The sequence below is a fragment of the Subtercola boreus genome, assembly GCF_006716115.1.
Classification (GTDB): Bacteria; Actinomycetota; Actinomycetes; order Actinomycetales; family Microbacteriaceae; genus Subtercola; species Subtercola boreus.
In genome coordinates, this window is sequence record NZ_VFOO01000001.1 from 2739550 (window position 1) to 2764994 (window position 25445).

Genomic DNA, 25445 nt, shown 5'->3' on the forward strand with positions numbered 1-25445 from the left:
TGGGCGACAGGATGATGCGTCAGAGCTGCTGCGTCAGAGCTGCTGCCAGGCGGGGCGGTTCGCGAAGACGTACCGGTAGTAGTCGGCACGTTCGAGCTGGGCGGCCGCGGCCTCGTCGACGATCACCGTCACGCGGGGGTGCAGCTGGATGGCGGAGGCCGGCACAGATGCCGTCACCGGCCCTTCGACCGCCGCGGCGAGCGCGCTCGCTTTGGCCTCGCCGAACGCCAGGAGAATGAGGTGCCGTGCACGCAGGATGGTGCCGATCCCCTGGGTGACGCAGTGCATCGGCACGTCGTCGATCGAGTCGAAGAACCGTGCGTTGTCCGCGCGCGTCTCCGGTGTCAGCGTTTTGACGCGCGTCGGTGAGGCGAGCGACGACCCCGGCTCGTTGAACCCGATGTGACCATCGGTGCCGATGCCGAGAATCTGCACGTCGACGCCGCCCGCCAGAGCGATCGCGGCTTCGTAGTCGGAGCCGGCGTGCGCCAGCTCCTCCGGGTCGCCGTTCGGCACATGCACCCGCGTCGGGTCGAGCCCGAGCGGCCCGACCACTTCGCGTTCGATGACCTGCCGGTAGCTCTCGGCATGCCCGGGCGGCAGCCCGACGTACTCGTCGAGGGCGAACGCAGTGACTCCTCTGAAGTCGAGCCCCAGGGTCGCCAACGCCCGGTAGAGCGGAAGGGGGGTGGAGCCGGTCGCCACTCCCAGCACGGCGGCAGGATCATCCTGCACCAACCGACCGATGATGCCAGCAGCCAGAGCGCCGGCCTCCTCCGCATCGGCGGCGATCACAACTTCAGACACAACGACTCCTTCTCTTCAGACCAACACGCTTCTCAGACCGACCACGCGACCAGCACACAGGACCTACCTCAGCGCCACGCGCGCACCGATCACCCGTGCGGTCGACGTCGAAACGCTGGTGACCGTCCAGGTGGAATCTGGAACGAAGTAGCCCTGAGCGACCTCGGCGGCCGTCACCGTGTGTTTCGGTGTCGAGCACGTGTAGCCGGCCCCGGCAGCGAGGTTGGTGTATCGGCAGTTGCCCGTGCCCGGGGGAACGAGCGGTGAGACGTTTCCCGACGTCGGGGCAACGGTGACGGTTGTCGAGAAGGTGTTGGTGACCGCGAAGGCGTACGAGACCAGCTCGCCCGCCACATAGGGCTGGGTGGTGACGTTCCGTCCCGCATCATTCCGGGAACCCGTGATGTGCACCCCATCGATCGACGTTGTGGCCGTCGCAGCCGAGGGGCAGCTGTAGTCGAGCCACGCGTCGCTGAACCGGGCGAACTGGATGCCCGTGGTGTAGCTCGACTCGTAGAGAACCCCGAGCTGCCCGTTGCCCAGCCTGGTCGCCGTCGAATAGGCCGAGAACCCGGGAGCGATCGGACGTACCGACGACCAGGTCGCACCGTCGTCACAGGAGACGCGGGCGGACACGTTCTGCCGGGAGCTGGTGCTGTCCGCATTGGTGAACAGCAGCTTGGCCGCGTCCGCAGAACCCAGCGCCGCGTCGGGGAACAACCGCGTGATGGACGCATTGTTGGCGGGATCGGGCAGATCCGTGTCGACGGTCACTGCACCCCAGGTCTGACCGCCATCGGTCGAGGTCGCGACCTTGCGACTGCCGCCCGTACTGGTGCGCGAGTTCAAGAGCAGCGAACCGTTCGACAGCTCGACGACCTTGTTCTCATCCATTCCCGTGCCGACGAAGGCGCCACGAGTCCAGGTCACCCCGTGGTCGTCGGAATAGACCGAGTAGGCCTGGACAGCCGTGGAACCGTCCGCCTGGAGCACGGTTCCGGCGAACTGCTGCACGAGCCGGCCCGCGTGCGCGCCGTACTTCAACTGGATGCCCTCTCCCGACGAGGCGAACATTCCCTTGACGGCACCCGGCTGGGGACTGCTGCTGCTGCTGGTTCCGGGCTTCACGACCGTCGTGATCAGTCGGGGGGCACCCCACGTCAGGCCCAGGTCCGTCGACTCCGACACCTGCGCGCTGATGATGCTGCGGTTCGCGTCGTCGTTGCCGTACCCGCTTCCTGCAAAGCCCTGGTCTTTCGAGTAGACCGAGAACACGAAGAGCTTCGCGGCCACGGAGTCCCAGACGAAGCTCGGGTCGCTGTACCCGGTCTTGGCGGCGCCATTGCCGGCGGTATCGGGGTTGCCGGCACGAACGACGGTCTGCGCAGCCCACGTTGCACCGTTGTCGGTGCTGCGCCGCATCACGATCGAGTTCGGGTTCGGCGAGTCGGCCGCACTGGTGGGCCGCCCGTCCCACGCCGCTACGACGACGTTGTTGCCCAGGGAGGCGAGCGCTGGAATGCGATACGCGGCGAAGGTGCCGGTGAGCGTCGAGCCGAGGTTCTGTTGGGCGAAGGTACCCGGCGGATCGGTCGGTGTCGCCTGGGCGGCGCCGGCGCCGGAGAGCGCCAGACCGCCGACGACGGCGATTCCCACGAGTGATGACAACCAGCGGCGATGCGACATTGCAAGCTCCCTCGAACGAATGACATCTGATGTCGTATGTATTTCAGAATACGGGGGTGCTCCATCACCCGTCAAGCCCGCCCCGCCGCCCTCTTCCCTCTGCACCCGGCCGAGGGAGTACTCCCCCCGCGCCGAGGGTTTCGAGCCTTCAGGCGCCGACGTGCGGGAACACGAACGGCGAGTCGGGGAGCACGACCGCCGAGACGGCCGACGCGATGGCCGCACTCGGCGGGACGGGAGTTCCCCCTGCCGGCGTCACCAGCGAGTTGGTGGACGTGATGACGATGACTTTCGAACCGTCTTCGCGGCCGTACATCGTCGTGGAATACCCGGGCAGATCGCCACTGTGCCCGATCCAGCCGTTCGTGCGCGCGATCCCCAGACCATAGCCGGTGCTCGGGGGATTACCCGGAATGCTCACCAGATCGAGCCGCTGGCGCTGGGACTCAGCGCTCACCTGTGAACCGTCGAGCAGGTCGCCGAGCCACGTCTCGAGATCGCCGATGGTCGAGACTCCGGCTCCGGCCGCCTGCCCCCACGAGGCGTTCCAGTCGGTCGCATCGGCCTCTCCACCGTCGGTCGTGAGGTTCGTGTAGCCGCGAGGGTGGGGTTCGGGAAAGCCGCTCGAAGCCTCTGCGTACACTGTCTGATTCAGCCCAGCCGCATCGAACAGGCCCTGCATGGCGGACGCGTACGACGCCCCGGTGATCCTCTCGATGAGCTGGCCCAGGATGACCGTGTTCGAGTTCGAGTAGTCGAAGTCGGTGCCGGGGGCGAAGAGCAGGTCGAGAGGTTCGACCATGGCGAGCAGTTCCGTTGGCATGTACTGGCGCTGGTGGTCGGCGAAGAATTCGTCGTCGAACTGCTTGGTGCCGGTGTAGCTCGGGATGCCGCTCCGCATGTCTGCGAGCTGGCGCACCGTCACGGCCTTCCAGGTCTCGGGCAGCTCGGGCAGGTAGGTGCGGATGGGGGTGTCGAGGCCGACCTTCTCCTGGTCGACGAGCTGGAGCACGACGGTCACCGTCATCGTCTTGGTGATGCTCCCGATGCGCATGTACTCGTCACGTGTGAGCGGCGCGCCCGAGGTCTTGTCGGCGACGCCGAACGGCTGCTCGAAACGACCATCGGGGGTCTGGAGGAGCACGATGGCGCCGGGGATGTTGTTGGCCGTCATCACGTCGGTGGCCGCCTTCGTGATGGCGGCCACGGTGTCGGTCGGATAGGCCGGTACCGCCGGGGCCAAGGCGGTCGCTGTGGGGGTAGTCGTGGCCGTCGGCGCCGAACCGGTGGAGGATGGCGTAGAGCATCCGGCCAGCAGGAGGGCGAGGGCGACGACAGTGGTCGTTCGGGCGAGGCGGGCGGATGTGCCCATGGTGACTCCTGGATCGGACGGGGTTCAGCTGAACGGGCGGAAGGGAGAGAAGTGCGCGGAGAGGGTCACGCGCTCTGGGGCACGCTCTGCTCGAAGCGGAACACGTCGGCCGGGTCGTAGGCTCGTTTGACGGCCGAGAGCCGCGCCAGGTCGGGTCCCCAGTAGTCTCTCGCCCACGAGTCGGCGCCGACATTGGGCACGTTGGGGTAGGCACCGTTCCCGTACGGCTTGAGCGCGGCGGCGAACGCAGCCACCCAGGCGAGACACACCGGGGTCAGCGGATCGTCTAGCGCGGCAACTCCCCCGCGGACGCCCCATCCGGCGCCCGGCTCGGCGTAGAACAGGGCGTCGCGGTGAGCGAAGGCGCTTCCGCCGCGGGGTTCGCTTTCGGACACCACACCTCCGAACGCGTTGGTGAAGTAGTTGCATCCCTCGGTCGGAGCGCTGGCCAGGAACGAGCCGATGATGTCGATCGCCTCCGGCGGGAGCGGCTCCGTGACGAACTGCGAGCGGAACGTCCAGTTGGCCGGCTCGTCGCCCGTCGGGATCTGGAAGCCCGCGTACGTCTGGGCCCAGGGTGCATCGGTGGTCACGACGTGGGGCGAACCGATCGCGAGCAGAGGCTCGAGCATCCGCAGTGCTTCGCGTTCGTCACCCGACGCGAGAACCGCGAACAGCACGACCGACTGGCGGTCGATCTCCAGCTGGCTGGTCAGGCGTTCGTCGGCGAACGGCGCCGTGCGCTGCCAGACGTCGAACACCTCGGCGAGGGCAGTGAGGCCCGGCCACGTCGCCGTGACGGAGGCGACGCGGGCGAGCGGATGCACGGCGAACGTCAACGCGGTCACCACCCCGAAGCTGCCGTTGCCCGCGCCCCTGAGCGCACGCAGTAATTCCCCGTGATGGTCGGAGTCGACCGTGATCGCCTCCGCCCCGGCACCCGCCTCCGCACCCGAAGCCACCACGATCTCGACGGAGAGCAGGTTGTCGCACGCCATGCCGAACGCCCGGGTGAGCAGCCCGAAGCCCCCGCCGAGCGTTGCGCCGGCGAGCCCGACCGAACCCTCAGTGCCCGTCGGGGCGGCGAATCCGGCTGCACCGAGCGCAGCGACCGCTGCCGCCTGGGACACACCTGCACCGACGGTCGCCGTGTGGTTCTCGGCATCGATCGTGACCGACACCAATTCGCTGACGTCGATCACAAGACCATCGTCCAGCGTCGACCAACCCTCGAGGCAGTGGCCGCCGCTGCGTACCCGCAGGGGTACACCGGCGTTCCGGGCCCAGCTCACTGCAGCGACGACATCCGGGGTCGACTGCGGGTACACGAGCGCGGCCGGCCGGTGCGAGAAGAGATGGTTCCACGACCTTCGGGCCGCGTCGTACCCGTCATCACCCGCCCGCACGACCCGGCCGGGAAGTGCGCCCAGATCAGGGACGATGCCGGCAGACGTTTGGCCGAGGTCGCTCATTCGACCGCCTCGACGGCCGAGCCGCCATCGGACTCGCTCTCGAGAACCCGTCGCCGGAAGATCATCAGCCACGCGAAGTACACCGCTCCTGCCAGAAGGAGCCCGAGCACCACCAGCGAGGGCACGAAGGCATCGGGCGGCGTCACCAGCACGACGAGCACCAGCGCGACCCAGACCAGCGCCACCACCGTGACCGGCAGTTCGAAGCGCCCGAGACTGAACCCCCCGGCCTTCTTCTCGAGCTTGCCGCGCACCACCAGGTAGAGCACCACGATGCCCCCGTACATCAGGGCCGGCAGCAGGGTCCCCCCGACGATCAGCTGGATCAGGGCGTCACCGGGGAGCGCGATCATCAGAACGACGCCGATGACGACGATCAGCACCGTCGCCGCGACGGGCGTTCGCGTCACCGGGTTCACCCGGCTCATCAGCCGCGCCGCGGGGAAACGGCCGTCACGGGCCATCGCGAAGACCTGGCGCGAGCAGGCCGCCATCACGACCATTCCGGCACCGAAGAACGCGAACGCGATGCCGCCGAGCAGGATGCGCTCCCAGACCGGGCCGAGCTGGCCCCGGATGATCGCTGCAACCGGCGAGGGATCGGCGGTGACGGCATCCACATCCTTGATCGACACCGTCAGAACGATGAGGAAGACCAGACCTGCGACGCTCGCCGCGATGACCGACCCGACGATCGCCCGCGGAACGGTGCGGAAGGGGTTCTTCGCCTCCTCGGCCAGGTTCGCTGCGGAGTCGAAGCCGACCAGGGTCGTGAGCCCCATCAGCGCGCCGGCCGTGAGGCCACCCCCGATGGCGAAGTAGTTCGGATCGGTGATCGACGTTCCCCGGGAGACGAGAGTGGCGGCATCCCCACCGCCGGTCACGGCCAGCACGATCAGAAGTCCGACGACCAGCACCGCGATGATGCCGAGCTCGACGGCCACCGCGGCGGAGGTGATCAGGCCGAACAGCCTCGTCGACGCGATCACGAGAGCGGCCTGCACGACGAGGATCACGAGGGTGAGGATGCGCGCCATCCCTTCATCGGCGTCCATTCCGAGCAGCGGCATCACCGCCTGGCTCGCCATTGCATTGGCCATCGTGACGACCGCGATGGCGAGGTACCAGAAGCTCAACCAGCCGAAGAACCAGCCGACCTTCGGGTTCGCGAGCCGGGAGGCCCACTGGTACGACGAGCCGCTCAACGCGATCCGGGCAGCGAACTGCGCGACGACGAGCGCGACGAGCGTCTGCCCGACGGCGGCGAGCACCCAGAGCCAGATTCCGACGGGTCCCGACGTCTGCAGTACCTCGCCGTAGGTCGCGAAGACACCGACCGCGACAGAGATGAAGGCGAACGAGATCGCGAAGACCTGAAAGCCGCCGAGGGTGCGCTTGAGCTGTGGCTGGTCGGCGCTCGCGGCCTCGGATCGACTCGGGCCCGCGTCGGTGAGTCGGTCTGTCATGGTGTTCTTCCCCTGTCGACACAGTCAGTGTGTCGGGCGGCTCCCTCAGCGACAAGATCCTCTTGCGGACACGTCCTCTAGAGGGCGGCCCGGGGAGTTCCGATGCAGCTGACCGCGCCGCCATGCTTGTGGATCCGTTCCATCCTGAAGTTCCACGACATCGATGACGTCGTGGAACGGGCGAACGCGGGACCTTTCGGTCTCGGTGCCTCGGTGTGGAGCACCGACATCGAGAGCGCCGTCTCGGTAGCCCGGCGCCTCGACAGCGGAACGGTCTGGATCAATCAGCACCAGGCGCTGATGTACGACGTGCCGTTCGGTGGCATCAAACAGAGCGGCGCGGGATGCGAGTTCGGCGAAGCCGGAGTCCTTGAGTACACCGCGCGTCAGGTCATCAACCAGTCGCGTCGAGTGTAGCGAGTACGCTTTTCACTCCCGTCGTGTCTTGGTTTCGAAGGAGAGCAGGAAACCTGTCGCTGTAAGCCGCTCCAAAGTGCGATCGCGGACCAAGCGGGTGAGCGTGATGATCCGCGTCGCGTTGCGACCGACGGGCAGCACCCTCTCGGGCGTGCGATTGCGCCTGACGGCAAACCCTCCGGATTGGACATGTGACCGTGCACGCTCCTCTCTTCATTCTCGCGTGCGTTGTGCTCGCGCCGGGGGCTGACACCGTGAGGTCGCGCTCGTGAGTGCAGAGCGGACGGCAGAGCTCCGGGCTTTCAACGCGACGCTTGTCGCGGTATTCGGTCTGATGCTGCAAGCCGGCGGCACCCTCGTCCTGGCTGTAGCCAGGGAGCCCGTCATGGGTGGGACCGGCTTAGCGCTGCTGTCGATGGGCAATTCCATGGTTTGGCCGAGCTTGAATGGGTCAGTCACCTACCAGGTTCCGGCGGAGCGGCGATCCCGCGCCTTCGCTGTGCGCTTCGGGCTGATGAATGTCGGCATCGGGGCGGGTTCGTTGATTGCGGCGGCGACGGTCAGTGTCGAGCGACCGGCCAGTTTTCGTTACGTCTACGGGATCGACGGCGTGAGCACTGCGTTGTTCGCAGTGATTCTCCTCGTAGGGGTGCGAGGGACGGTTGGGTGGACAGCGCACGCTCATCGGCCAAACGCACTGGCCGCGCCGTCGTACAGAACGGTCCTGCAAGACAAGCACTTCGTCGGGTACCTCGTGGTCCTGCTGGGCCTGGCGGTGTTTGGAAGTGCGCAGACGGAGGGTCCTTGGGCAGCGTTTGTGGCGTTGGGCCCGGGCGGGACGGCGCAGGTCATAGGGTTCGCGTTCGCGGCGAACACCCTGGCCATCATCGTGTTTCAGCTACCTGTGGAACGGTTGACCCGGTCGGTGCGACGCAGCCGTCTGCTCATCCTGTGCGCCTTGTGCGGCGCCGCCGCATGGGTCTTGACCGGCGTGGCCTCTCTCGCGGGGCTTTCTGCCGCCTGGGCGGCAGTGCTCGTGGTGTCAGCACTCGGCGTCTTCGGAGTGAGCGAGACGTTCCTGAGCCCGGTCATCAAGGCGATGCCCAACGCTCTAGCCTCGGATGGGCTCAGAGGGCGATACAACTCTCTGAACTCAGCGACCTACCCCGTCTCCAAATTCCTCGGCCCCCCATTAGCGGGTGTCCTCCTCGGCAGTGGTGTGCCGGCCTCATGGGTGGTCGTCGTCACTCTCGGGCTCCTCCTCACCGCTGCCGGTGCCGCCCTCCTTGGACGAGGCCTACCGAGTGTGGCCGAGTTCAGCGTGTTCCGAGAGCCGACCGGTTGATGCCTCGTTCATCTCAAGATTTCTGAGGCACCCAACTCGGCGTGCAGCGGCGCGACAGCGACGCCATAGCGGGGATGGAGCGAGTTCCAAGTCAGGCACGGGCAGCGGCGGAAGTCGCGAACGTGTTGACGAGTTCTGTGAGTTCGGTGATCATCTGCCGATGCTGTTGGCCGAGCTGAAGGAGCCGGTCGATCTCTGTCTTCGACGCCACGTTGGTATCGAAGTCGTGCTGTGCCATTGCTGCGCTGATGGAGTCCTGTCGTTTCGCCGCGATCAGGAGGATCGCACCCTGGAGTCCGCGAGCATGGAGAGGAAGAGGTTCAGCAGGAAGTATGGGTAGGGGTCCCATGACCCGTCTTTCAGCGCGATGGTGTTGACGCCTTGCCCAGACACCCACCAGTGCGATGAAGATGCCGATGAAGGGCCAACTGCCCACCCCGTTCCGCAGCGCGTCGGCAGCGCGCTGCCCTGTCGTGAGACGCGGCTGCGACGCACCATCACCCTCCCGCAACCGGCGATCGACGCCAGGGGCCTGGCCGCTTCCCACTGGAATGAGGGCTCCTCTGCGGATGCAGCTTCGCGGTGGCGGGTCAGCTCTCGCGCCGGTCTGGAGAGGGTTTTCACCCAGCCGTCGACGATCTTTGGCCAGCCGCTCGCTGCCGCCCTGATCGCCCGCAACTGCGTCGAGCTCGCCCTCCTCGAGCAACCCGAACCCGAATTGGCGGCGGTCATCGCCGCACTGCAGCAGGTCCTTCCGGAGGGGGACGCCGAACGCGTCCAGGGTCTTGAGGTTGTCCTGGTCGGTGAAGATCTGCAGCGCCGCTCCCACATTGTCGGCGAGGCCCGTCAGGGTGGTGGTCTGCGAGGCGGTGAGGGGGTGGACACAGAGGTTCAGCACGTCGGTGTCATCAGGATCGAGCGAGAGCGTCCAGGGCTGCATGTTGTGTCCGCTGGGTGCAAGGAGGGCTTGGGAGACGACCTTCGTACGCGGGTCGGTGTACTGGTCCGCGTACGTGGTCGCCCAGGGCTCGAGATAGTGCGCTGGAACAAAGATCCCACCGACCAAGAGCACGACGCCGAGGCCAAGAGCAGCGACCCCGATGATCGAGCCGGTCGATCGTCCAGGAGCGCACGATCTGAACGGGAACGACGAGGGACGCGGCCGCCTGCAGCGCCCACTCGAGGGCGATGCCGCTACCGGCTGACCTGTCGTCGCCGACAACAATCGGTGCGTCGGGTGGCAGCGAAAGAGCGAAGGGAGCAGTCCTACTCTCGCGAAGAATGGCCCTGACGGTGGATCCCTTGACGGCCTTCTGTTCGTACCAGTCAGGGAGATCATCCCCGAACACTTGATGCGCTCGACCCGTCGACGGCGACAATCACAGGGGCGCCCACGCGGATCACCGGTCAGGGTGCGCGTCGGCGCTCTTGGGTACGACGGCGACGGGGCAGTGTGCGTGGGCTGCGCATTCGGAGCTGACCGAGCCGAGCAGGAGGCCGGCGAACCCGCCGCGACCACGGGAGCCGACAACCAGGAGGCGGGCATGCTCGGAGCGTTTGATGAGCTCCTCGGCCGGTTGCGACATGGCCGCGGTGAGGGTGACCGTTGTGCCGGTGTGCTCCCCGACACGATGGGCTGTCTCAGTGATGAGGTCCCGGCGTACCCGCGCGGTCACTTCATCGAAGGAGGGGACGTATCCGAATTCCTCGTTGAACTGCGGCGGGATCCGGTCGATGCTCCACGTTCGCACGACCTCGACGGGCGCACCGACCTTCTCGGCGTAGTTCAGCGCCCATTCGAGGGCGTCGTCACCGTTGACGGATCCGTCGTGGCCGACAACGACCGGCGTCCCGGCGGGGGTGGCGGTGAGGTCGTTGTGTTCGCGGACGATCATCACCGGGCTGTGAGCGTGAGCCGCGCATTGGGTGCTGACGGAGCCGAGGAAGAGCCCGGCGAAGCCCCCGTGCCCGCGGCTACCGACAACCAGCAGCTCGGCTGTCCTGCTCGCTTCGATGAGGATCTTCGCTGTAGATCCCTCGATGACTTCCTGTTCGTACCAGGCCGGCAGGTCGTCACCGAACACTTCGCGTGAGGCTTCCTTGAGCTGGAAATTGGCGTCTTCAAGCGGTGACCACTCGAGCATGAAGGGGCTGTAGGTGTTGACGTTGCTCCACACCGAGATGGCGCGGAGCCGCGCGTGCTGTGTCTCGGCGTAGTTCTTCGCGTACTGGAGGGCCGCGACGGAGAATCGGGTGCCGTCGACGGCGACGATGATGAGGGCGGTGGGTTCTTCGCTGTTTCGCATATTCCAACTCTGCGGCGACGAAGCAGCATCGGGTAGGGCACAAGGTCCTCGACGTCTGAGAACAGGGAACCCTCGGGTTCAGCGGGGTGCGGCGATGTCGCGCATCTTGTGCGCGAAGGTGCGTCGGCGAGTCGGGAGGGTGTCGTGAATGACGACCGTCGGGCCGCCAAGATTCAAAAGGACGTCGTGAACGGTGGAGCCGACCGTGCCGGGCAGGCTCGCATTGCGGTGGGAACGGCCGATGATGAGAAGCGAAGCCGCTGCGGACGCGTCGATGAGACCCTCGGCCGGGGTCCGGTGCACACTCCGCGTGCGGACGAGAAGTTCTGGTTGCGCCTGATGGGCGATGGCTTTCGCGTCAGCAAGGACTGTCTCTGACAGCAGTGCAGCGAACTGTGCGGCCTCGGACTGTTCTTCCGGGGTGCGAATATTCGTCGTTCGCGGCGCCTCCCAGCAGTGCACGATGGTGAGCTCGTGGTCGGCGCGCGCCGCTTCCGCGGCGGCGAAACGGATCGTCGCCTGGCCTTCGACAGCGTCACCCACACCGACGACCACTCCGCCTCGCCGCCGGGTGGAGGAGTTCGGGATGAAGGCGACGGGACTTGATGCGCGCGCGGCGAGTTGGATGAACTTCGATCCGAAGACGCGCCCTTGAACAAAGCCGGTCTTGTGGGTACCGACGGCGACCATGATCATGTGTTCCGACGCGGCAGCGAGTTGCTCCAGCGGATCTCCCTGAAGCAACAGAGTGGTGACCGGGACGCGGTGTTCGATGAGGTGGGCGAAGTCGAGTTCGGCCTGCAGGAACGCGTTGCCGGTCTGTTGGATGTCGGCTTCGATGTGCTCCGGTGGAACGGTGAGGTAGTCCTCGACGATGTGGGCGAGAATGACGCTGCAACCGGTCGCTGCAGCGCGGTGCATGCTCCACCTGATCGCTGCCCTGCTCGGGGAGGAACCGTCGACACCGACCACGATCGACTCTGTGGGGTGGTTGTTCAACGTGTTCGCGATACGACTCATGAACCGAGGCTGACACAGCGCCGGGCGCCTGGGCAGAGTCGAAAGTCCCGATCCTGTGCGCCGGTCAGTGTTGGGGAGTAGCCTTGCGGCGTTGCTCCAGACCACGCGGCAGCTGCCCTTGCCCGCGGATGAGAAGGAGTGCATCGTGCCTCACAACATGACCACCGAGAGCAGGCTGCGGGCACTTCTGATCGCGAATCGGGCGGTTGTCGAGCAGCTCGACCTCCCGACAGTGCTCCGCCGGATCGTTGAGGCGGCTGTGGAATTGGTGGGTGCCCAGTACGGTGCGCTCGGCGTCATCGCACCCTCGGGCGGGCTGGACCAGTTCATCCACGTCGGGATGACCCCAGACGAGGTGAGCACGATCGGACACCTGCCAGAAGGAAAGGGTCTCCTCGGAGCGGTGATCGACACCCCCGACCCGATCCGGTTGGACAGAATCGGTGATGACCCGAGATCGTCCGGTTTCCCTGATGGCCACCCCCCGATGGGCAACTTCCTCGGCGTGCCCGTCCGGGTGCGGGATGAGGTCTACGGCAACCTGTACCTCAGCAACCAGACCAACGGACAGTTCACTGACGAGGACGAACAACTCGTCACCGCACTTGCCGCGACAGCAGGAATAGCCATCGAGAACGCCCGCCTGTTCGCTGAGACGAACAGGCGTCAGGCGTGGTCCGCCGCATCGGCCGAGATCACGGCCGCGCTGTTGTCGGGTGAACGGAGTGATTCGATCTCGCTGATCGTCAACCGTGTGCTCGGGCTGTCGGGCGCCGACCTGGTCTGCGTGCTCCTCCCAACCGACAAACCCGGGGCTCTCGTCGTGGAGACCGCGACGGGTCTCAGCGAATCTGACGTGCAGGGTGCCCGGGTCTCTGCGGCGCATTCCGTCTCCGGTTCGGTGCTGGAGGGAAAACAGCCCCGCCTCCTCGACGACAGCGACATCGCCCTCCCCGGCAATGTCAGGCTCGGGCCGGTCATGGCGGTGCCTCTGATCTCTGCAGGAACAGCCGAGGGGGTTCTTTTCGTCGCCCGCGCTCAGGGCGCCCAGCTCTTCACCATCGCTGACCTCGAGATGGCGGCGGACTTCGCCGGCCAGGCCAGTGTCGCCATGCAACTCGGCCGGGCCCGCGGCGACCGGCAGAAGCTCGCCCTCCTCGAAGACCGTGGCCGTATAGCCCGTGACCTCCACGATCACGTCATCCAGGAGATCTTCGGCGCGGGCCTTGAGCTGCAGAGCATCGCCGGGCGAGTGCAGAACGAGTCCCTCGCCGAGCGGATCGAACAGACGGTCGCGAGTCTCGATGCGAGCATCTCACAGATCCGGACGGTGATCTTCGCCCTCTCGGCACCGGTCGAGAAGACCCGGAACACTGTTCGGCACCTCATCATCGACATCGTGAACGAACTGGCCCCGAGCCTCACCACCACCCCGTACGTCAGCTTCTCTGGCCCCGTCGACCTGCTCGTCACCGGCGGCCTCGTCGGCGACGTCACCGCAGTGATGCGGGAATCCCTGACGAATACGGCTAAACATGCCTCAGCCGAACATTCGTCAGTGGTTCTCACCGCGGCAGAGGGCCACATCACGCTCGAAGTCACCGATGACGGTAACGGCACCCCTGTCACCACCCATCGGAGCGGGCTCGCGAACATCGAAAAACGCGCCGCGCTCCGCGGGGGAACGTCCGAATTCCACTCCTCCGAAGCAGGCACGACGGTGCGTTGGAGAGTGCCCTACTCCCTCACACCCACCAGCCAGAAGGGACTGATGCTGTGATTCGTGTGTTTCTGGTCGATGACCACGAGTTGGTGCGACGCGGCATCGCGGGTCTTCTCGGGCTCGAGGACGACATCGAGATCGTGGGCGAAGCCGGCACCGTGCACCAGGCAGAAGTGCGCATCGCAGCAACCCAACCCGACGTCGTGCTCCTCGATGTGCGCCTGCCCGACGGCAGCGGCATCGACCTCTGCAGAGAAGTCAGATCCGCGAGCCCGAACATCCGCTGCCTGATCCTCACCGCCTACGACGATGACGACGCCATCGACGCCGCAGTCCTGGCCGGGGCGGCCGGCTATGTACTGAAGGACGTCAGAGGCAGCGGGCTGGTCGAGACCCTCAGAAAGGTCGCCGCAGGCAAGCAGCTGCTCGACCCGCTCTTGATGCGGAAAGTCGTCGAACGGATCATCGCCCCCACCGGCGACAACCGACTCGACACGCTGACCGCACGTGAGAAGCAGATTCTCCCCCTCATAGCTGACGGCCTCACGAATCGGGAGATCGGAGCCCGGCTGTCTCTGGCGGAGAAGACGGTGAAGAACTATGTCTCAGGACTGCTGAGCAAACTCGGACTGCAACGCCGCACCCAGGCCGCGATCCTTCACCTCGAGTCCCGGCCGGCTTGGACACGCACACTCGAGGATCGGCTGTAGAAGTCCACCAGCTCATTCGTAGTCGAGCCGCCCGCAGCATCCCGAAACCGGATACGGGGTTCTTCGTTCAGGAACGCGTCCGTCTCGGTGAGCACAATGACGGTCGGGTTGGCGCCGGTGATCTGCCACCCTGTGCGCTCAGAGACGACACGGAACCGGCTCTCGGGCAGCACGTCTTCCAGAATCATCAGGAGAACCAGCAGCAGCGCGCAGGGAGGCTCGAACAGGGCCAATTCCACCGTGTTTCCGGCGGCGAGACACGCCGCAACGTGTCTCGCGACGACCGCTGTGCTGCAGGTGGGAGCGCAGACGATCATCGTGCTGCCCAACAAACTCACCCCGCTGATCACCACCTCCGCACCCGGCACGGTCACCAACGCCGGCCGGGTGTGCTGCTGGCATTCTGCGGCGCGGTAGAACTGCTCCGCGATGCGCGTGCAGTCGGCGATCCGGTCCAGGTCAGTGGTCGTCTGGGGGCTGACAGTGACGAGCCGGTCGGCGATGACGACAAATGAATTTCTCATCAGGCGTGCGGGATCCCGGCGGTCAGGCCGCCGTCGATGACGAACTCGGATCCGGTCGAGTACCGGGATTCGTCACTGGCCAAGAACAGCACCAGCGAGGACACCTCGGACGGGTCCGCGGCCCGGCCCAGCGGAATCTGCAGCTGATCAGCGGAGATACCTGCCGTCATGGGTGTGGTGATGAACCCGGGATGGATCGAGTTCACTCGCACCCCGGTCGACCCGATCTCGACCGCCACGGACTTCGTCAGGCCACGGAGAGCGAACTTTGTCGCGACGTAGGCGTGCAGGTTCGCGCTACCACGGAGCCCTTCAACCGAGGAGATGTTGATGATGGAGCCGCTGCCCTGCTCGACCATTCCGACGACCACGGCCTGAATGCCGAGAAACGCACCGGTCAGGTTGATGTCGATCGTCTTCTGCCACAACCGCAGCTCGAACTCAGCGATCCGGGCACCCGTTGCGATGCCCGCGTTGTTCACCAGCACGTCGATGGTGCCGAAGCGTTCCTTCGTCGCCAGCACCGCGGCGGCCCAGTCGTGGCGGCTGGTGACATCGAGGTGCACGAAGAGGGCCTTGTCGCCGAGTTCCGCGGCGAGGGCGGTGCCCTCGGCGTCCAGGACGTCGCCGATGACGACCGATGCCCCTTCAGCGATGAGCCGGCGGGCGTGGGAGGCACCCATGCCGCGCGATCCTCCGGTGATCAAAGCGACTTTTCCAGCTACGCGGTCCATCAGGTTCTCCTTGTTGTCAAACAGGGCGTCCGCCCCGACTGAACGACTATCTCCCGCCGGGTCGGGCCGTGCACAGTGCCATAGGTCCTATCGACCCCGTCAACGAGTGGGCACAGGGTTGTGACTAAAGACTCTGTCCCGGGGGGACGGCTGCTGAGAATCTGACACCATGACCTTCCCAACGACACCTGAAATGAACGAACGCACCGTCCCCCCGATCGGTGAGGAAACATCCGACGGGCGGGTCTCCCGGTTCGGTGTCGATGGCACCGGGGTAGCGACCGACGAATACAACACCGCTCTCGCGTTCGACGAAGAAGCCAGACTCCCCCTTCACCCCCGCACCACCCGGATCGTCGTCGGACTCGACGGCTCGAAGGCATCCATCACCGCCCTCCGGAAGGCGATGACGCTCGCGAACGGGTCGCATTCGGCCGTGCAGGGGGTTGTCGCATGGCAGAGCCCCAATGGGTACGGTGGCTACAACTTCTCCGACTGGTCCCCCGAGGCCGACGCTTTGCGGATCATGGACGACACGATGAAGGAAGCGTTCGACGGCCAGGCCCCGGACTGGTTCACCCCCATGGTCCGCCAAGGCAACCCCGCCGAGATCCTCATCAAGCAGAGCCGGGGCGCGGAGATGCTCGTCGTCGGCAGCCGAGGACATGGCGGATTCGCCGGCCTCCTCCTCGGCTCGGTGAGCACCGCGTGCGCCGAACACGCCCACTGCCCCGTCCTCGTCATGCACGACGACGACCCCGCCTGACCCCGCGACACCTCCACCCCCCCTCTGTCCATGCCTGGTGACCCATACCGTCACCCGCCGGGACACACCGACAGGAATCGAGCACGACCATGACACGCACAGACCCCGACGTTGTCGTCGACAACGAGATGGACGACATCTTCGCCTCCACCCCGATGACCAGCAGGGCACCCAAGAACCGCTTCCCGGAACACGAGCAGGAACCCCGAGACGTCTATCAGCTCGTCAAAGACGAGCTGATGCTCGACGGTGTCGCCCGAATGAACCTCGCTACCTTTTGCACCACCTGGGTCGAACCCGAAGTCCGCCAGCTGATGGATGACTCGCTCGACAAGAACATCATCGACAAAGACGAATACCCGCAGACCGCGGAACTCGAAACCCGCTGCATCCACATGCTCGCCGACCTGTTCCATTCCCCTGACGCCGCCACCACGATCGGCACCTCCACGACCGGGTCGAGTGAAGCCGCGATGCTCGGCGGGCTCGCCGCGAAGTGGCGGTGGAAGGCCCGCCGCCAAGCGGATGGCAAAGACACGTCCCGGCCGAACCTCGTATGCGGGCCGGTGCAGGTGTGCTGGGAGAAATTCGCTCGATACTTCGACATCGAACTCCGCCAGGCGCCCATGAACGCCGGCAACATCATGACCCCCGCCGAAGCCCTCGCACTCTGCGATGAGAACACTATCGCCGTCGTGGTCACGTTCGGGCAGACGTTCACCGGCAAGTTCGAAGACGTTGACGCCATCAGCGCGGCCCTAGATAACCTCCAGCTCCGTACCGGCCTGGATATCGACATCCACGTCGACGCTGCGAGCGGCGGTTTCGTCGCGCCGTTCTGCGCACCCGACATCCGGTGGGACTTCCGGCTGCCGCGCGTGAAATCCGTGAACGTGTCCGGCCACAAAACGGGGCTTGCACCCCTTGGAAGCGGCTGGGTCATCTGGCGTCAGGCCACGGACCTCCCCGAGGAACTGATCTTCAACGTCAACTACCTCGGCGGCTCCATGCCGACCTTCAACCTGAACTTCTCCCGCCCCGGCGGGCAGGTCGTCGCTTCGTATTACAATTTCCTCCGCCTCGGTAAGGAGGGATACCGGAAAGTGCAGTCCGCGACCTACGCTGTGGCGAAGCACCTCAGCGCGGGCATCCTGAACACCGGCCGGTTCGACATCGTCTTCGACGGCAACCCGCAGGAAGGCATCCCCGCCGTCACCTGGAAACTCACCGGCGAATCCTCCTCGTTCAACCTCTTCGACCTCGCCGAAGAACTCCGTACCCGGGGTTGGCTCGTGCCCGCTTACACCCTCCCGCCGAGCCAGGAGGCAGTCACTGTGCAGCGCATCATCGTGCGGCATGGCCTCAGTATCGATATGGCCGACCTCCTCCTCGAGGACCTCGGCAACGCGATCACGAAACTCGACGACCGGCCGCCTTCACGGCCCCTTACCGCGGCCGAAGCCCCGAGTTTCAGTCACACCGGAACCGCCGCGGTACCCAGTGAGCTGGTGCACTCATGAGCAGCCCGAAACGGACCTCGTTCGAATCGAAGAAGAAGAGCAAGCTCACGATGACCGTGCCGACAGTGGCGTTCCTCACCGCGGCCGCGGTTGTCACGAGCCTTCGCGGGCTCCCTGTGATGGCCAAAGAAGAACTGACCATGTTCGTCTACATCGGTTTCGCAACCCTGCTGTTTCTCGTCCCCGCCGCCCTCATCTCTGCGGAGCTCGGTAGCGCGTTCTCGAACCGGAAAGGCGGCGTCTACACCTGGATCGGGGAAGCCTTCGGGCAGCGTTGGGGATTCGTCGGCATCTGGCTGCAGTGGATCCAGAACGTCGTCTGGTACCCCACCGGGCTCGCCTTCGCCGCAGCCGCAGCCGCATACGCGTTGAACCAGGCCGGCCTGGCCGAGGCGCACGTCTACGTCGGGATCTTCTGCATCGTCAGCTACTGGCTTGCAACCCTCCTCGCACTCCGCGGAAATGCCCTTCTCGCCAAGGTCGCGAAGTACGGCTTTATGGTCGGCACTGTCGTCCCCGGCGCCGTGCTGCTCGGCCTGTTCATCTACTGGGCCGCAACCGGGCACGCGATGGGCTGGAGCACGGCCACAGATCCTGCCGTCGCGACCGTCGTCGACGGTGAGATCACCCCGCGCCTCCTGCCCCTTCTCACCGGACTGGGTTCCCTCGCGTTCCTCGGCAACATCATGCTGCTGTTCGCGGGCGTCGAAGTGCAGGCCGTGCACGTGAAAGAGATGAAAAACCCCCGGCGCGGTTTCCCCGCTGCGATGCTGCTTGCCTCTGGTATCTCGGTTGCGGTTTTCCTTCTCGGCTCGATCGCTGTCGCAGGTCTGGTGCCCTATGACGACCTCGTTCTGCAGACCGGAGTGTTCGATGCGATGAGTTCTGTGCTCGTCGGTCTTTGGAATATGAACTGGCTCGTGCAGATCCTCGCCGTGCTTGTCTGTTACGGGGCGCTCAGCGGCGCGCTGGCGTGGATCTCAGCCCCCAGCCGGGCACTCCTCACAACCGCTCACGATGGCCTGTTGCCGCCGATCCTGCAGAAGACGAACAAGGCCGGGATCCAGCGGAACATCCTCATCCTGCAGGCCATCATCGTGACAGCCGTGTCATCGATCTACCTGTTCACTGCCGACGTGAGCGGGGCGTTCTTTCTTATCTCCACCGTCACTATCAGCCTCTACATCGTGATGTACATGTTCATGTACGCCGCCGCTATCCGGCTGCGCTACACCCAACCAGACCTCCCTCGAGCCTTCAGGATCCCCGGCGGAAAACCCGGCATGTGGATCGTCGCCGGCATCGGCTTCGTCGCCGTCGCGTTCGCCCTGCTTGTCTCATTCTTCCCGCCGACACAGCTCCCCATCGGAGACCCCACCACCTACGTTGCCCTCGTCGCCGGCGGTCTCGTCGTCTTCGTCGGAGCAGCACTGCTGATCTACCACTTCAGAAAACCATCGTGGCGAAACGGCGCACCCGACCAGGAACCGCACGAAGCCAGCTTCTCCCCCGTCGCACCTGCGACAACACTGCCGGTCACTCCGGCCGTCCGTGAACCGCAAGAGACAGGCGCCCCGTCATGAAGAATCCGGACCAGGACGACACTTCCGAAACCGACCGCATCGAAACGGCTGAGGACATTCTCGAAGAGGCAATTCTCAACGCCTCCCTCGCCGAGCAGGGACTGCTCCCCGTACCTGATGCCTCCCCCTCCGACGGTCCCGCACCCGCCGCCTAACACCTCATCCGACTGCCCGCCCGTATCGGTTTCAATTCAAGAAGTGAGAACGCCATGACCGCACAGCCCACTGCCCGCCTGAATCCTGCCCACCGAGAATCGCACCTCACCCACACGTCCGATGCACCCGTCGCAGTTCGGGCGCGTGGGGGTCGTATCCTCGCCATCCTCCGAATCGCGACCGGATTCATTTTCCTCTGGGCATTCATCGACAAACTCTTCGGCTTCGGATATTCGACCCCCGCCGCGAAGGCCTGGATCAACGGTGGAACGCCCAGCCAGGGGTTCTTGAACAGCCCCTCCGTCGTGGGGCCCCTGAAACCGTTCTACGCCGCGATCGCCAGCCCCACCACCGACGTGTTGTTCATGCTCGGGATGCTCGCCATCGGTGTGGCCGTCATACTCGGAATCGGCCTTCGTGTAAGCGCAGTCGCCGGCACCATCATCATGCTGTTCATGTACCTCGCCGAATGGTCCTTCGGCCAGAACACCGCATCCACCAACCCCCTCGTCGACTACCACATCATCTACGCGCTCGCCCTCATCACCATCGCCGCGCTCTCTGCCGGAGACACCTGGGGGCTGGGACGGGCCTGGAAAAGGCTTCCATTCATACAGCACCACCAGTGGCTCAGCTGATTCGCTCAGCCGTTCGCACATGAGCCACGACAACGATCACCTAAGGAACACCACATGGTCATGACATCCCAGGACTTCAACGAATGGTCCCCCCAGGGCCCCGTCACCGAGCTGTCCGTTGAACACTGCTGGAATCTTCTCAAAGCGACCAACATCGGTCGACTGGGTCTGAGCGTCAACAACCAACCAGAAATCTTCCCCGTGAATTACATCGCCGACGGATCCTCCGTCGTGTTCCGAACGGCGAGAGGCACCAAACTCCGCGAACTCCTCACGAACGAATCCGTCGTGTTCGAAGTCGACGAGCAACTCGAGAACGGCGCCTGGAGCGTCACCCTGAAAGGCACCGCTGAGGTCCTCGGGCCCGAGATCCCGGATCCCGCCTACGGCGACGAGACCCTTCCCCAATGGGTGCCAACCGCAGAGTACCTCTACGTACGGATCACACCTCGCGACATCCGGGGGCGCCAGTTCGAACACCAGCTCAGGCTGATCATTCCCGAAAGCTGAACCACCGCGGTCGGGTGCAGAATTCAGCCTATGGATATGCCTGCGAACGAGCTGCCAGTGGGCAGCGGAAGCGGCGCGCTGGCACGGCGTCAGCAACGGAGCACGCGATGAGGCCAGAGGGCAGCGCCTACCTCGACGCCGTTCGGGCAGTCCGTCTGGGCGAGCTCGACGCGGACGGTCATCCGATCGCCTGATCGAGCGGATGACCGTGAACGAGGTACTCGGGCTGCTCGACGGCGACTCCCCCAGGCGGCTACTGCCGTTCATCCCACTGCTGCACGGTCGGCGGCCGTTCGTGGCCGGGGCCGTCCCACGGCTCGGCGTCCCGGGCATCCGCTTCAGCGACGGCGCGAGGGGCGTTGTGATCGGGGCCTCAACTGCGTTTCCTGTGACGATGGCACGGGCGGCGACGTGGAATCCCCAGCTGGAAACGAGGGTAGGCCACGTAATCGGGCTGGAGACGCGGGCGCAGGGCGCGAACTACTCCGCATCCGTCTGCGTCAACCTGCTCCGGCATTTTGCGTGGGGACGGGCGCAGGAGTGCTACGGCGAGGATCCGGTGCTGAATGAGCATTGCTCTATTTAGTATCGACCGAGGGGGCATGATGCCGATCATTGAGGCTTCGTTTGCGTACGAAGCCGCTTTTCTCGCGTGAGCGACGGTCAGGGTCGCGATAACGCACCTTGTAGCAGCGTCCTCCAGCGACCTCCATCGCTGAAGCCGGATCGGACTGGATCGCGAACCAGCGCCATCTGAAAGTCTTTGCCTTCCGTTCCATAGAGAGTTCCTGGCGGGTCCACGTTCTCCCGATTTGGGGGAAGCGCAGACTCGGCGAGATCAGGTGCGACAGTCGCTCTCCGGGCCTAGGGGATCCTCGCGGCGATCTTGGGCATGTGCGCCAGCGAACACGCCACCCTCGTTCACACACTGGCGTATACGGGACTTCGATGGGGTGAGACCATCGGGCTCCGTGTTCGATCTCTCGACACGAACCGGCGGCGGATGCTCGTCGACGAGAACGCGGTGACGATTGGGAGCCGCATCATCGTCGGCACTCCCAAGACTCACGAAAACCACAGTGTCCCGTTTCCTCAATTTCTCGCGGAGCCCCTTGAAGATTGCTGTCGGGAGAAGACAAAGGATCAACTCCTCTTCGGTTCCGGAGCCACCCACCTGCGCCGTGCTGGAAGCAAGCAGGGATGGTTTTGGAATGCCAACTGCAAGGCACAACTCGTGGATCCGGACTTCCCCTACCTCACACCTCACGATCTGCGCCACACGGCTGCGAGCATCGCAATCTCGGCCGGAGCGAACGTGAAAGCAGTGCAGAGGATGCTCGGACACGCATCCGCGGCCATGACTCTGGACACGTATGCCGACCTGTTCGAAGACGACCTCGACGATGTGTCTGAACGCATGGACGCACTTCATTCAGAGTCGATGGGTAGTCCGGCAGCGACCTGAAATGAGGCAGGCCGGGTCTGATTTGCAGTCCGAGCGACGAGCGACTTCCGGCAAATGTGGGTTTTGTGGGGTTTCAACCCTCCCTCAAGACGAAAAAGCCCTGAGATCGCAGTGATCTCAGGGCTTTTCTCGGTGGCAAGTGAGGGATGTCAACTTTTCGCCGCAAAATTCCTGGTCAGGCAGGTTATTGCGGATAACGAACAAGAATCTGCAATAAGTAAAATCATAAGCAGCGGGTCTACCCCTCTGGAAGAGCCTCCCCCAGATTGACAGGCAGGAGGTCATGGACGGTCACCCCGAGCGCTTCTGCCAGCTCATAGAGCCGTTCTATCTGGATGCCGCGTTCTCCATGCTCTACGAAGATGAGTTGATTGCGACTCCATCCAGCCGCGAGAGCTAAAGCCTCCTGTGTGAGTCCTTCCCGTTGACGAAGACGCACAATCTGAGTGCCTATCGCCTTTCGGATGTTCGTTCGCGCTAATGTCTGCTCGGGGGACGTGAGTGCTTTGCTGACGGGCATGGGGACAATGTGCACCGTGGCATACATGAATGTCTGCCCACCAAGCCATACTTGTGCTTGTTCGCACTACATACCTGGGGGTTGTTCATGCTTCGTCGTTCACTTGCCGCTGCTGCTGTTCTAACGGGCGGTCTGCTGCTTCTTGCTCCGCTCTCTGCTTCGGCAACCGATTGGCGTCCTGACGCCCCTCCAGCTCCAACGATAACTTCTCCAGCTCCTGGCTCCACCGTGGAGCTTTCTGCTGCTGGCACGGTCGTAGTTTCGGGAACAGCAGCCCCTTTTTCGCGGGTTGAGATTGGCTACAAGGGTGATGAACTGCTCTCGCAGTCACGGCAAATGGCTGATTGCACGAGCGACCCCTCTACGATTTTCACGCAAGATGACGTGGACGTTGAGTTGTTCTGCGCGCACACGTTTCTGCCTGACTCCGCAATCCCCCAGGTGACCACCAACCCGGACGGGTCAAAGACTCATCTCCAAGTTGTAGAAGACCCAGGAACATGGGTTTTTGCTGACGCGTCGGGAAATTGGTCGTGGAATGTTGATTTTCCGGTGGGCACGATTACGGCTGCCACCTATGCAAAATCTTGTGCAAACGCCGACACCCACGAAGTGCTGAGCCAGGTAGTGATGGGAGTTCCCACCGTCTGCACCCCTTCCGCTGATATCACTCCCTCAATCGGCTTCACTGTCGCCGCAGCAGGCTCAACTTCGGCTGACCCAGTCGCTCCTGTTGCGTCACTCTCTCCGACGACCTCAGCAGCGCCAACCACCGCCTCTGTGAATGAAGCTCTCCCCGTTACCTCGGACTCATCCCCCTCCGCCTTCACCATCGTCTTGATTAGTGGACTCGTGGTGCTGATTGTGGCTGCTGTTGTTGGGGTTGTGCTCTGGCGTCGTAAGCCACGCACATAGGGGACGGATTTTCGCAACTTCGCTCTATTCCGTGCCTTCCGAATGACATGAGCCGATAACTCTTGTAGCTCGCAAATTGCGCGCGAAGAAAGGTGAAAAATCATGTCCAACATCTACCCGGGGTCTTCCTCCTACAAGCCAGGCTCTAATGGCTCGTCAATGGCTGCTGCTGCCAAGAAGATGCAGCAAGCTCAGGCAGAGAGGGCTGCCAAGAAAGAAGCCGAACGTTCTGCCCGCGAGAAGGCAAACAAGTTCCATCGCAAGAGCTGGTAACAGCACTGCCCTAAATTAGAAGACCCCCTCTCCTGTCTTGTGAGGGGGTCTTCTGCGTTTGGCAGCCCTCGCTCCGCAATACAGCAGATAAGTTCATGTTTTTGATTCTTCGTCGTTAGAGACATTCCAAGAGGCAAAAAGCCTCAAGGAAAAGGAATCCAAAATGAACAAGAAAACTCTGACCGCCCTGACTCGTGAGGACGGCTTCACTCTTATTGAGCTGCTAATCGTCGTGGTCATCATCGGCATTCTTGCGGCGACGGCTATCCCGATTCTGCTGAACCAGCAGAAGGCTGCAATGAACGCCACCGTCAAATCAGATGCAAAGAACACGGTCACCGAAGTTGCCTCTATGCTTGCGCAGCACCCCACCGCATCCGACCTGTCAGCCGCCCCGAAGGTTGCCTCAAAAGGGAACGCCGTTTCTGTAAAGGGGAGCTGGTCAAGCTACTCCGTTTGTGCCGCTAACACTGACGGCACCTATTCCTACGGCTTCACCTCTGAAACGGGAACATACGCTGAGAACTGTCTGGTGGCTGCTGACGCACCTATCACAACAGTGACGACCGCCAACTACGAACAGTATTTCCGCGCCGCCTTAGCCAAGCTCCAAGCGTCTCAGGCAGCCAATGGCGGAGTGAAATCCATCAGCCTCGCAGACATTAGAGCAATCGCCGGAGCAGCCACTTTTGACCCGTCAATTCAGACAAGCGGGATTGGCGGCGGGTGCTTCACCGGGGGGAGTTGTGGTCTCAATCTCAAGTTTCAGGATGGAACGACGACCTATCAGCTTGACGCTCGTTGGAGTCAAGACAACCCGAATGCCACTGTGACGATTGACCACTATCCCAACTACACGCCGCCGAACATGCCGCAGAGCTAACCCGCAACCAAAAGCCCCGTCACTCATCCTGGCGGGGCTTTTGGCGTCTCTGCCGTTAGGGATTTTCCATGCCTCCCATATCCAGCCTTGCCGACCTCGCCGCCTTTGATTTTGATTTCACCGTTGACGACTTCTTCGCCTTCCCCCCGGCGCATTTTGAGTCACAGTCTCTCCCACCTCGCGGCTTTCAGAATCACTGGCGAGAGGACACCGGCGACCCCCTCGCCTCCCTCATTTGGGAGCGATACCTTCTCCGCATGATTTCCCCCGCCCCCTTTTCCTGGATTCAGGACGCCTCCCGGTGGGATGTAAAAGACATGCATTTTGCAAGCTGGCTCCAAACCCAATCTCAGCAGGAGGCTGACGCAGGCTGGCGCGACGACATTTGCGCGGTTACTGGGCTGCCCTTCACGTATGCAGCTCCGCTTCTCAGCCTGCCTGACCTGCCTCCAAGAGTTACCCCGCTACGCGGTGAAGACCCAGCGCTTATCTTTCATTTAGACGCAGACGACCTTTCCGAAGATGACTACGAGGTTTGGGTTTCGGAGTTTCAGCGCTACAAATCCGCCGTTCTTTCCGCCGAGCTCCAACCGCTCTAAGTCCGCCCCCCGTACATTTTCGCTTCTTCCTGGTG

At 64.0% G+C, this 25445-nt stretch carries 27 protein-coding genes; 16 read left to right on the forward strand and 11 right to left on the reverse strand.

Annotation, left to right across the window (positions count from 1 at the left end; genetic code table 11):
* Positions 1 to 33: 33 nt before the first annotated feature.
* The 5 genes from FB464_RS12780 to FB464_RS12800 all read right to left on the reverse strand — a co-directional run bounded on the left by FB464_RS12780 (position 34) and on the right by FB464_RS12800 (position 6803).
* Entirely contained in the window at positions 34 to 807 is a 774-nt protein-coding gene (locus FB464_RS12780) for a glucosamine-6-phosphate deaminase (protein WP_116413512.1), read from the reverse strand.
* Between the two features lie 63 nt (positions 808 to 870).
* Positions 871 to 2493, reverse strand: a complete 1623-nt coding sequence (locus tag FB464_RS12785) for a sialidase family protein (RefSeq protein ID WP_116413511.1) — start codon at positions 2491 to 2493, stop codon at positions 871 to 873.
* Between the two features lie 148 nt (positions 2494 to 2641).
* Complete coding sequence (locus FB464_RS12790) at positions 2642 to 3865, reverse strand: serine hydrolase domain-containing protein (protein WP_116413510.1); 1224 nt, start codon at positions 3863 to 3865, stop codon at positions 2642 to 2644.
* Positions 3866 to 3930: 65 nt separating this feature from the next.
* The gene (locus tag FB464_RS12795; RefSeq protein ID WP_116413509.1) at positions 3931 to 5337 is read right to left on the reverse strand and encodes an FAD-binding oxidoreductase; all 1407 of its coding nucleotides are present in this window, start codon (positions 5335 to 5337) and stop codon (positions 3931 to 3933) included.
* Entirely contained in the window at positions 5334 to 6803 is a 1470-nt protein-coding gene (locus tag FB464_RS12800; protein ID WP_116413508.1) for an APC family permease, read from the reverse strand. Before FB464_RS12800 ends, FB464_RS12795 begins: the two co-directional genes overlap by 4 nt.
* 102 nt (positions 6804 to 6905) lie before the next feature.
* Between FB464_RS12800 and FB464_RS12805 the strand changes: the two genes are divergently transcribed.
* Together FB464_RS12805 and FB464_RS12810 are read left to right on the forward strand one after the other, a co-directional pair.
* Positions 6906 to 7220: an aldehyde dehydrogenase family protein gene (locus FB464_RS12805; protein ID WP_116413507.1), complete on the forward strand. Its 315-nt coding sequence runs from the start codon at positions 6906 to 6908 to the stop codon at positions 7218 to 7220.
* 268 nt (positions 7221 to 7488) lie between these two features.
* Positions 7489 to 8565, forward strand: a complete 1077-nt coding sequence (locus FB464_RS12810; protein ID WP_116413506.1) for an MFS transporter — start codon at positions 7489 to 7491, stop codon at positions 8563 to 8565.
* Positions 8566 to 8656: 91 nt separating this feature from the next.
* Here the strand turns inward: FB464_RS12810 and FB464_RS20510 are convergent, their stop codons facing one another.
* The 3 genes from FB464_RS20510 to FB464_RS12825 all read right to left on the reverse strand — a co-directional run bounded on the left by FB464_RS20510 (position 8657) and on the right by FB464_RS12825 (position 11891).
* A complete protein-coding gene (locus tag FB464_RS20510; protein ID WP_342780712.1) occupies positions 8657 to 9637 on the reverse strand; it encodes a DUF1003 domain-containing protein in 981 nt (326 codons plus the stop codon).
* Positions 9638 to 9965: 328 nt separating this feature from the next.
* Positions 9966 to 10871 carry a universal stress protein gene (locus FB464_RS19835; RefSeq protein WP_116413505.1) on the reverse strand — a complete coding sequence of 302 codons (906 nt, stop codon included), beginning with the start codon at positions 10869 to 10871 and terminating at the stop codon, positions 9966 to 9968.
* A 78-nt stretch (positions 10872 to 10949) separates the two neighbouring features.
* Positions 10950 to 11891, reverse strand: a complete 942-nt coding sequence (locus FB464_RS12825) for a universal stress protein (RefSeq protein WP_170151840.1) — start codon at positions 11889 to 11891, stop codon at positions 10950 to 10952.
* Between the two features lie 145 nt (positions 11892 to 12036).
* Between FB464_RS12825 and FB464_RS12830 the strand changes: the two genes are divergently transcribed.
* A complete protein-coding gene (locus FB464_RS12830; RefSeq protein WP_142206690.1) occupies positions 12037 to 13671 on the forward strand; it encodes a GAF domain-containing sensor histidine kinase in 1635 nt (544 codons plus the stop codon).
* Positions 13668 to 14324, forward strand: a complete 657-nt coding sequence (locus FB464_RS12835; RefSeq protein ID WP_116413502.1) for a response regulator — start codon at positions 13668 to 13670, stop codon at positions 14322 to 14324. Before FB464_RS12830 ends, FB464_RS12835 begins: the two co-directional genes overlap by 4 nt.
* Here FB464_RS12835 and FB464_RS12840 read toward each other — a convergent pair.
* Positions 14273 to 14848 carry a hypothetical protein gene (locus FB464_RS12840; protein ID WP_116413501.1) on the reverse strand — a complete coding sequence of 192 codons (576 nt, stop codon included), beginning with the start codon at positions 14846 to 14848 and terminating at the stop codon, positions 14273 to 14275. The genes FB464_RS12835 and FB464_RS12840 overlap by 52 nt on opposite strands.
* The gene (locus tag FB464_RS12845; RefSeq protein WP_116413500.1) at positions 14848 to 15582 is read right to left on the reverse strand and encodes a glucose 1-dehydrogenase; all 735 of its coding nucleotides are present in this window, start codon (positions 15580 to 15582) and stop codon (positions 14848 to 14850) included. The genes FB464_RS12840 and FB464_RS12845 overlap by 1 nt, the downstream gene beginning before the upstream one ends.
* A 169-nt stretch (positions 15583 to 15751) precedes the next feature.
* Here FB464_RS12845 and FB464_RS12850 point away from each other — a divergent pair, with 169 nt between their 5' ends.
* From FB464_RS12850 to FB464_RS12880, 8 genes are all read left to right on the forward strand, one after another.
* Positions 15752 to 16348, forward strand: a complete 597-nt coding sequence (locus FB464_RS12850) for a universal stress protein (RefSeq protein ID WP_246093050.1) — start codon at positions 15752 to 15754, stop codon at positions 16346 to 16348.
* Between the two features lie 89 nt (positions 16349 to 16437).
* Entirely contained in the window at positions 16438 to 17868 is a 1431-nt protein-coding gene (gene gad / locus FB464_RS12855; protein ID WP_116413498.1) for a glutamate decarboxylase, read from the forward strand.
* Positions 17865 to 19451 carry an amino acid permease gene (locus FB464_RS12860; protein ID WP_116413497.1) on the forward strand — a complete coding sequence of 529 codons (1587 nt, stop codon included), beginning with the start codon at positions 17865 to 17867 and terminating at the stop codon, positions 19449 to 19451. Before gad ends, FB464_RS12860 begins: the two co-directional genes overlap by 4 nt.
* The gene (locus tag FB464_RS19840) at positions 19448 to 19606 is read left to right on the forward strand and encodes a hypothetical protein (RefSeq protein ID WP_170151839.1); all 159 of its coding nucleotides are present in this window, start codon (positions 19448 to 19450) and stop codon (positions 19604 to 19606) included. Before FB464_RS12860 ends, FB464_RS19840 begins: the two co-directional genes overlap by 4 nt.
* 54 nt (positions 19607 to 19660) lie before the next feature.
* Positions 19661 to 20245 (forward strand): DoxX family protein, encoded by a 585-nt coding sequence (locus tag FB464_RS12865; RefSeq protein ID WP_246093051.1) that lies wholly within the window; start codon positions 19661 to 19663, stop codon positions 20243 to 20245.
* 54 nt (positions 20246 to 20299) lie between these two features.
* On the forward strand, positions 20300 to 20755 hold the full coding sequence (locus FB464_RS12870; RefSeq protein WP_116413496.1) for a pyridoxamine 5'-phosphate oxidase family protein: 456 nt from the start codon (positions 20300 to 20302) through the stop codon (positions 20753 to 20755).
* A gap of 202 nt (positions 20756 to 20957) precedes the next feature.
* A complete protein-coding gene (locus FB464_RS12875; protein WP_116413495.1) occupies positions 20958 to 21341 on the forward strand; it encodes a glycoside hydrolase family 3 N-terminal domain-containing protein in 384 nt (127 codons plus the stop codon).
* Between the two features lie 306 nt (positions 21342 to 21647).
* Positions 21648 to 22220, forward strand: a complete 573-nt coding sequence (locus FB464_RS12880; protein ID WP_116413494.1) for a tyrosine-type recombinase/integrase — start codon at positions 21648 to 21650, stop codon at positions 22218 to 22220.
* A 238-nt stretch (positions 22221 to 22458) separates the two neighbouring features.
* On the opposite strand, the gene FB464_RS20595 is transcribed toward FB464_RS12880, so the two are convergent.
* Positions 22459 to 22767: a helix-turn-helix domain-containing protein gene (locus tag FB464_RS20595; RefSeq protein ID WP_425472417.1), complete on the reverse strand. Its 309-nt coding sequence runs from the start codon at positions 22765 to 22767 to the stop codon at positions 22459 to 22461.
* Between the two features lie 201 nt (positions 22768 to 22968).
* Between FB464_RS20595 and FB464_RS12890 the strand changes: the two genes are divergently transcribed.
* From FB464_RS12890 to FB464_RS12900, 4 genes are all read left to right on the forward strand, one after another.
* Positions 22969 to 23655, forward strand: a complete 687-nt coding sequence (locus FB464_RS12890; protein WP_142206691.1) for a hypothetical protein — start codon at positions 22969 to 22971, stop codon at positions 23653 to 23655.
* A 102-nt stretch (positions 23656 to 23757) separates the two neighbouring features.
* Positions 23758 to 23928 carry a hypothetical protein gene (locus FB464_RS19845; protein ID WP_170151838.1) on the forward strand — a complete coding sequence of 57 codons (171 nt, stop codon included), beginning with the start codon at positions 23758 to 23760 and terminating at the stop codon, positions 23926 to 23928.
* A gap of 163 nt (positions 23929 to 24091) precedes the next feature.
* Positions 24092 to 24811 (forward strand): type IV pilin protein, encoded by a 720-nt coding sequence (locus FB464_RS12895; protein ID WP_116413493.1) that lies wholly within the window; start codon positions 24092 to 24094, stop codon positions 24809 to 24811.
* 68 nt (positions 24812 to 24879) lie between these two features.
* A complete protein-coding gene (locus FB464_RS12900) occupies positions 24880 to 25410 on the forward strand; it encodes a hypothetical protein (RefSeq protein ID WP_116413492.1) in 531 nt (176 codons plus the stop codon).
* Positions 25411 to 25445 lie beyond the last annotated feature (35 nt).

What these genes read in the sequence shown, in the direction of transcription:
- FB464_RS12860 (WP_116413497.1), top strand. Translation starts at nt 17,865, where the DNA reads ATGAGCAGCCCGAAACGGACCTCGTTCGAATCGAAGAAGAAGAGCAAG.
- FB464_RS12785 (WP_116413511.1), bottom strand. Translation starts at nt 2,493, where the DNA reads ATGTCGCATCGCCGCTGGTTGTCATCACTCGTGGGAATCGCCGTCGTC.
- FB464_RS12865 (WP_246093051.1), top strand. Translation starts at nt 19,661, where the DNA reads ATGACCGCACAGCCCACTGCCCGCCTGAATCCTGCCCACCGAGAATCG.
- FB464_RS12840 (WP_116413501.1), bottom strand. Translation starts at nt 14,848, where the DNA reads ATGAGAAATTCATTTGTCGTCATCGCCGACCGGCTCGTCACTGTCAGC.
- FB464_RS12870 (WP_116413496.1), top strand. Translation starts at nt 20,300, where the DNA reads ATGGTCATGACATCCCAGGACTTCAACGAATGGTCCCCCCAGGGCCCC.
- FB464_RS12800 (WP_116413508.1), bottom strand. Translation starts at nt 6,803, where the DNA reads ATGACAGACCGACTCACCGACGCGGGCCCGAGTCGATCCGAGGCCGCG.
- gad (WP_116413498.1), top strand. Translation starts at nt 16,438, where the DNA reads ATGACACGCACAGACCCCGACGTTGTCGTCGACAACGAGATGGACGAC.
- FB464_RS12790 (WP_116413510.1), bottom strand. Translation starts at nt 3,865, where the DNA reads ATGGGCACATCCGCCCGCCTCGCCCGAACGACCACTGTCGTCGCCCTC.
- FB464_RS12795 (WP_116413509.1), bottom strand. Translation starts at nt 5,337, where the DNA reads ATGAGCGACCTCGGCCAAACGTCTGCCGGCATCGTCCCTGATCTGGGC.
- FB464_RS12825 (WP_170151840.1), bottom strand. Translation starts at nt 11,891, where the DNA reads ATGAGTCGTATCGCGAACACGTTGAACAACCACCCCACAGAGTCGATC.
- FB464_RS12845 (WP_116413500.1), bottom strand. Translation starts at nt 15,582, where the DNA reads ATGGACCGCGTAGCTGGAAAAGTCGCTTTGATCACCGGAGGATCGCGC.
- FB464_RS20595 (WP_425472417.1), bottom strand. Translation starts at nt 22,767, where the DNA reads ATGTATGCCACGGTGCACATTGTCCCCATGCCCGTCAGCAAAGCACTC.
- FB464_RS12805 (WP_116413507.1), top strand. Translation starts at nt 6,906, where the DNA reads ATGCAGCTGACCGCGCCGCCATGCTTGTGGATCCGTTCCATCCTGAAG.
- FB464_RS12900 (WP_116413492.1), top strand. Translation starts at nt 24,880, where the DNA reads ATGCCTCCCATATCCAGCCTTGCCGACCTCGCCGCCTTTGATTTTGAT.
- FB464_RS12895 (WP_116413493.1), top strand. Translation starts at nt 24,092, where the DNA reads ATGAACAAGAAAACTCTGACCGCCCTGACTCGTGAGGACGGCTTCACT.
- FB464_RS12850 (WP_246093050.1), top strand. Translation starts at nt 15,752, where the DNA reads ATGACCTTCCCAACGACACCTGAAATGAACGAACGCACCGTCCCCCCG.
- FB464_RS19835 (WP_116413505.1), bottom strand. Translation starts at nt 10,871, where the DNA reads ATGCGAAACAGCGAAGAACCCACCGCCCTCATCATCGTCGCCGTCGAC.
- FB464_RS19845 (WP_170151838.1), top strand. Translation starts at nt 23,758, where the DNA reads ATGTCCAACATCTACCCGGGGTCTTCCTCCTACAAGCCAGGCTCTAAT.
- FB464_RS12875 (WP_116413495.1), top strand. Translation starts at nt 20,958, where the DNA reads ATGACCGTGAACGAGGTACTCGGGCTGCTCGACGGCGACTCCCCCAGG.
- FB464_RS12880 (WP_116413494.1), top strand. Translation starts at nt 21,648, where the DNA reads ATGTGCGCCAGCGAACACGCCACCCTCGTTCACACACTGGCGTATACG.
- FB464_RS19840 (WP_170151839.1), top strand. Translation starts at nt 19,448, where the DNA reads ATGAAGAATCCGGACCAGGACGACACTTCCGAAACCGACCGCATCGAA.